This window comes from Acetobacter sp. P5B1 (assembly GCF_018811985.1).
Lineage (GTDB): Bacteria > Pseudomonadota > Alphaproteobacteria > Acetobacterales > Acetobacteraceae > Acetobacter > Acetobacter cerevisiae.
The window spans coordinates 1-6,165 of record NZ_JACRVS010000049.1 but is presented as its reverse complement, the minus strand read 5'-3'; the positions used below and the strand labels follow the sequence as shown (position 1 = coordinate 6,165).

Sequence of the window (6,165 nt, the reverse complement as noted above, 5' to 3'; positions counted from 1 at the left end):
GAGCAGGATATCACTCTCGAAATCGTCAGACTACCTCAGGCTAAACGGGGTTTCGTGCTGCTGCCACGTCGCTGGATCGTAGAGAGATCGTTCGCGTGGGCAACGCGGTGCAGGAGGCTGGTGAAAGACTACGAGCGCTGCGCCTCAACGCTTGCCGCAATGCATACCATCGCCTTCGCAGGTTTCATGCTTAGAAACGCAGCTAACCTGCTCATCCAAAGTGCATAACACCCTCTAGTCACATTGGACGCCGTCAGTGACGAAACCGTCCCGCCGGAAATGTAAAATTTGGACCAGCCGTCGACAGTTGCAGACCCAACTGTTGCGCCAGACAGCGCACTTACGGTTGATTTAGCAGTCTGCCCTGTTTCATCGTTCACAACATCGGTGACGGACCCGCTGGAAAGGACAACCTGTCCCCCGTCAACAGTGACAGAGTTTGTATAGGCAGTCGGCCTGTAAACACCGCCTGAATGCACAACGACATCATAGATATTGGCGCCATTATAGGCGGACAGGTTCCCCGTTGCCCCATTCCCGCCGCCAAGTGTTACGCCACTCACCGTGCTCCCGCTGGAGGCATAAGCGCCCGCGTACCCCGAGACTTGCAGCCCACTGACGACAGAACCAGATGAGATATAACCCAGCGCGACCTGGTTGCCGGAATTTAAAGATTGAATAGTCAGGTTTGATGCAGACCCTGAAATCTGAGCCTGACCACCGCCAGATACGGTAGCATTTGTTGCTGTGCCGCTGATAAGCAGGATACCTGCACTCAGAAGCGTTACGTCCTGAGCGGAACCCTTAATATTGTATGTTGCCGCACCGGTGAATGTTACGTCCTCAATCAGCGAGCCAGAAGAGGCCGAAAAATTGCCCTTCATGACCGTTGAGCTGGTGATGGCACCCCCGGAGAGAACGTTCAGGTTCGACGTATCAAACACGTAGTTTGTAGCGGTGCCATAAATAGCAGTTTGATCATAACTGGAGGTATTTCCACCTCCATCAGATGTTACGCCAGAAGAAATGACCATAGATGTCATCAGTAAACCCTTTAGAGATGATTAATTAGGGATGCAGTTGGAATTGCCATTTAATCGGTGGTTCAGAAGCATGAACGCGAAACAGGAAACGGTGATGCTTCGAACGTTCCTGCCGAAAATTTGTAGGAGAAGGGCACGTCAGTCCCACGCCTTATGCGAGAAAAACTCACAGAAGGACTTTCAACGCCCATAGAACAAATTTCTATTTTTCGAGACTTCCTGCAGAATAATGTCTTATTCTTGATACAAGCACCAAGACGGAAGAAGAACATTGATGTTATTCACCGCTTTGTTGGCAGTCGGACTGTAAGTCAGCCCAACAATCAGTACCGTTCTGAACTCTGCCTCTGCAATGTTATACTTGCCGAAAACAGACCATTGAAATGCGATTCCTTTCCCTAACGTTTATAATTCGTTAATTCCCTACCCCACGAAAATATGTTGCGCAACGAAAATGTAATTAAATGAACTGATGATGTTAAAATTCTCCTCACTACAAGTTTATTCATAACTTAATAAATAAATTAAAAATAAATTTACGTAAAAGTAAAAATTGTCACCGAAATTTTCTATATATTTAGTTTATTTATTAGGGTTTTATTACTTCTAATTGATTTATTCCAGAATCAATTCCTTTTGAACAAAGTAATAATTGGCGGATAGACCGTATAGGAATAGCCTATACGGGAAATAATCGGCTGCATGCGCATGTAATTACATCAGTGCCGCACTAACCTTTTGCTTTTTTTTAAAATGATCGGAGAAATGAACCAAATCGTATTTTCGCTCTGCATCACGAAGACAACTAGTTTAGTGACTTACATCATGAAATGTGCGGCCTTAAATTTCAATAAAAAATTTTTGTTTCTCCAGTAACGTCAAATTACTTATGGATGATAGTGTTTTTAGTAAGACGATAAATGTAAAATCATAATACTCACGGAAATTAGTCCATCGTCATTTAAATGTAAAAAATACCTCAAAATCGTTATTTTAACGTTAAAAAATATCCTTGACTAAATTTCAATGAAGATTATTACAAAGAAACGGATGGGTTTGTGAAATCTAAACCTTGCGCTGTTTATGTTTTATGCTGCGGGAACCAGGATTAAGATTCGTAGTGTGGAATGTAAAAATAAAGAAAGATGAATGCGGATGCTTTTCTAAAGAAAAAGTCTCTTTTCTATTTTTTAGAACTACACCCGATTATCTTTTGTGGAGAATAGATGTGTGTCATGAAGGTTTGAAAGATAATAATAAAATATCTTTCTCAGAAATATATTTTTTATCGTCCAAAAATCATTCTTTGAATTCTTTCTTTCTCTTTCGAATTCTTAAAAAGATCGACTCCGACACTGGAAATGAAAATCTCTGAATTCTAGGAGAAGGATAGTTTATGTTTAGTTTTCACATCCAGATCGTCCGTAATATTTCAACTGTATCGCGAAGGGATGCTTTGTGACGACCTATGACGTTGGGTCTGGTGTAACCAGCAATAATCTTACTATCGATTCTGGCTCAGTATTGAATGTTAGCTCAGGAGGCATTGCCTCGTCTGCGACGATATCCAGTGGCGGGACAGCTCATGTTTTTTYTGGTGGRTCTCTTTTTAACGCGTCTCTGCAGAACGGTGCCAGCGCGACGGTAAACGGGAGCAATACGTCTGGCACAGTGCTAAATGGGGCCACGTTCTCTATCGGCTCTACAGGTGTTGACAACGCAACGACCGTAAGTGGTGGTAAAGAAATCATCGCAGCCGGCGGTTCGGCTGGTAATTCTGTCGTTATGGATTCCGGAACCATCGAGTTCCAGAGCGGCGCTTCCGGAACGTCTATTTCTGCTATGGCCGCAGGAAAGACTATCCCACATATTACTGTGGATAGCGGCGCAATTGTTACATCGGCCTATGTCAGTGGCGCCGCTGCTGTTCAGCAGGTCTATGGTGGTGTGGCATCCGATACTGTTCTGGTTTCTGGTGGTCAGGATGTGCGCTCTGGTGGGCAGGTTTACAATACCAGCGCAACCGGAAGTGCCGCGAATGTTACGCTGACCGGGGCGGGTACAGAATCCTACAACGCAACGGTAACTTCTGGCGCGCGTATCGACGTTAATGGCAGCACGATTGCAAGCGGTTCTGTTATTGGAAACGGCGGCAATCTGAACGTCAAGAAGGAAGGGAGCGCATCCGGCACCCAGGTATCTGCTGGCGGGACGGCAACTGTTGCAGCTCAGGCTTCTGCTGCAGATACGGTTGTGACGAGCGGTGGTCAGTTTATCGTTTCCGGAAGTGCGACCAATACACAGATTTCCGGCGGCACTGAAACTGTTGGCACGAGTGGTCTGGAAAGCGGCACGTCCGTTGTTTCCGGCGGCACGCTCTCTGTAGCGGGTGGCAGCGCGTCCAGCATTACGCTTTCCGGTAACACGACAAGCGCCATGGTGCAGTCGGGTGGGGCAATCACCAGTGCGACTGTTGGAAGTGGTGCCAGCATCAGCGTCGACCAGGCAGCCACACTTTCCAATGCAATCCTGCAGAACAAAGCCAGCGCAACAATCAACGGGAGCAATGTTTCCGGCACGGTGCAGAATGGCGCGACCCTGTATGTTGGCTCCACGGGTGTTGACAGTGCGACATCCGTAACCGGTGCAGAACTTGTTTCTGCTGGCGGGTCTGCTGTTAATACAAGCGTCACAAGCGCTGGTTACATTGAGTTTTTGAGTGGTGCGTCTGGCAGCACCATTTCTGCTCTGGCGGTTGGAAAAGATATCCCTCGTATCGTTGTGGATGCGGGCGCGACTGTCACATCAGCTTACGTCAGCGGTGCCGCTGCTGTTCAGCAGGTTAATGGCGGCACAGCGTCTAACACCATTCTGGTTTCTGGTGGGCAGGATGTGCGGTCTGGCGGTCAGGTTTATAACACCAGCGCAACGGGGAGCGCTGCCAACATCACGCTGACTGGGGCTGGTGCAGAATCTTATAACGGCCAGGTCGCAGACGGAGCACGTATCGTCGTTAACAGCGGTTCGGTAGCCAGTGGTTCTGTCGTTAGTAGCGGTGGCACGCTCACTGTAAAACAGGGCGGCACGCTTGCGGGCACGACGCTTCTGGAATCTGGTGGTAAGGCAACCATTGTTCCGAATGCGGGCGGTACTATCGTCATGGACGGCAGTACGAATACGGGGCTGGTGATCTCCGGTCTTGGGGCAAGTGACGTCACAGTGACAACTGTGATCAGCAGCTTTGATGGTCAGTCCAGCGGCAATTCTGATGGCATTGAGTTGGCCGGGATTAAAGCATCTGACATCTCAGACGTGTCCTACGCTACTGATGGCGATCATGTGACCCTGACGCTGCAGAATGGCCATACCGTTACGATGAATATCGTCGGTGTGACAAAGAGCGGTTATTCGCTGGTACAGGGCCCCAACAACGACGTGTTGTTTGAAGTCTGCTTCCTGGCAGGTTCCATGATCAGCACACCGTCCGGCGACGTTGCTGTGGAAGATATCCGTCTGGGTGACCAGGTAACAACGTGGGACTGGCAGCGGCAGCGTGAAGTTGCACAATCTGTGGTGTGGACCGGCAAAAAGCACATGCAGGTGAGAACTCACTGCGCAGATGCAGAAGCCGGTTATCCGGTTCGGGTGCTCAAGGATGCAATTACTGATGGTGTTCCTTACAAAGACCTGCTGATTACGCCTGAACATTGTCTGTTCTTTGAGAACAAGTTTATTCCTGTGCGCATGCTGGTCAACGGGCGGAGCATCTTCTACGATCGTTCCATCACTTCTTATGATTATTTTCATATTGAAACGGAAAATCATGCGGTGATCCGTGCAGACGGGATGCTGACGGAAAGCTATCTGGATACAGGCAACCGCAGCACCTTCCGTCAGGACGGTACAGTCGTGCGGCTTGGTCAGCCAGACAAAAGCAAAAGCTGGGTAGCTGATGCAGCCGCCAGCCTGAATGTGGAGCGTGCTGTTGTTGAGCCGCTGTTCCGCACTTTAGATATGCGTGCGACCCAAGCCGGGCTCATGCCGACTATGGAAGCTCTGCCGCTGACGGAAGACTCTGATCTGCATCTGGAAACAGAAGCTGGCCAGATCATCCGCGCAGTTCGGCAGCAGGGTAGTGTGTTTACTTTTATGCTGCCTGCGACCGTAGAAACAGTGCGTCTTGTTTCTCGTGCCAGCCGCCCCAGCGATGCGATCGGTCCGTTTGTCAATGATCGTCGTTCACTGGGCGTTCTGGTTGGAAAAATCAGCCTCTTTGATGGAAAAATCCAGAAAGCGGTTGAAAATCATTTGGTGCAGGATGAGCTTTCTGGCTGGCATGGTCTGGAAGCAGCACTCCGTTGGACAGACGGTAATGCCGTTCTGCCACTGGGTGAAACCAAACGGAAAAGCCTTCGCCTTCTAAGCGTGGAAATTCTGGCTGCGGGCCCATACGTGGAAACGGATGAAGTTTCTGAAGTAACTGCAAAAATGGCCTGAAGCATAGAGGTCCGTCGTGCCATGCTTCTATCGCAACGACGGACCTCGCCGGCACCTGATGGGCGCTGTTCGAAGAGTGCCCTATAGTTACGGTGATATTGGCCAACGAAGGCCGGTATCACCACTGTAGGTTGCCTTCACAGTTTGTTCCTGTGCGCGTCCCAGCCAAACAGGCATTGAAAGATCATGACAAAAAGATCGGTAGAACTAAATATTTTATTAAAATGAGTATTCTTTCCGGATCGCAAAATTGTCTATAGCGGTGAGGCTGTCTGGGATGCGTTTTTGATGTCTAAAAACCAAAAAAATGATGACTATCCCTATTTTTTCTACCTCATGACGTATCACTCGTAGAAAATTACCACGCCCTAGAGGGTGTTATGCACTTTGGATGAGCAGGTTAGCTGCGTTTCTAAGCATGAAACCTGCGAAGGCGATGGTATGCATTGCGGCAAGCGTTGAGGCGCAGCGCTCGTAGTCTTTCACCAGCCTCCTGCACCGCGTTGCCCACGCGAACGATCTCTCTACGATCCAGCGACGTGGCAGCAGCACGAAACCCCGTTTAGCCTGAGGTAGTCTGACGATTTCGAGAGTGATATCCTGCTCTATCCTGCTCTTTGGCGGC

General features: G+C 48.9%; 4 protein-coding genes and 1 pseudogene. 3 read left to right on the top strand and 2 right to left on the bottom strand.

The features are described from left to right. The coding region (locus KP703_RS14955) for a transposase (RefSeq protein WP_215755296.1) at window positions 1-228 on the top strand (228 nt) is incomplete at its 5' end. Here the strand turns inward: KP703_RS14955 and KP703_RS14950 are convergent. Beyond that, a complete protein-coding gene (locus tag KP703_RS14950) occupies window positions 129-1,043 on the bottom strand; it encodes a hypothetical protein (protein WP_215755502.1) in 915 nt (304 codons plus the stop codon). The two genes, KP703_RS14955 and KP703_RS14950, sit on opposite strands and share 100 nt — an antisense overlap. Before the next feature lie 1,458 nt (window positions 1,044-2,501). On the opposite strand from KP703_RS14950, the pseudogene KP703_RS15975 reads away from it, so the two are divergent. Next, window positions 2,502-2,633, top strand: a pseudogene (locus KP703_RS15975) (hypothetical protein); the annotation flags it as partial. Between the two features lie 195 nt (window positions 2,634-2,828). After that, a complete protein-coding gene (locus KP703_RS14945) occupies window positions 2,829-5,540 on the top strand; it encodes a Hint domain-containing protein (RefSeq protein ID WP_252354115.1) in 2,712 nt (903 codons plus the stop codon). A 378-nt stretch (window positions 5,541-5,918) separates the two neighbouring features. Here the strand turns inward: KP703_RS14945 and KP703_RS14940 are convergent. After that, on the bottom strand, window positions 5,919-6,165 hold a 247-nt coding region (locus KP703_RS14940), incomplete at its 5' end, for a transposase (protein ID WP_215755500.1).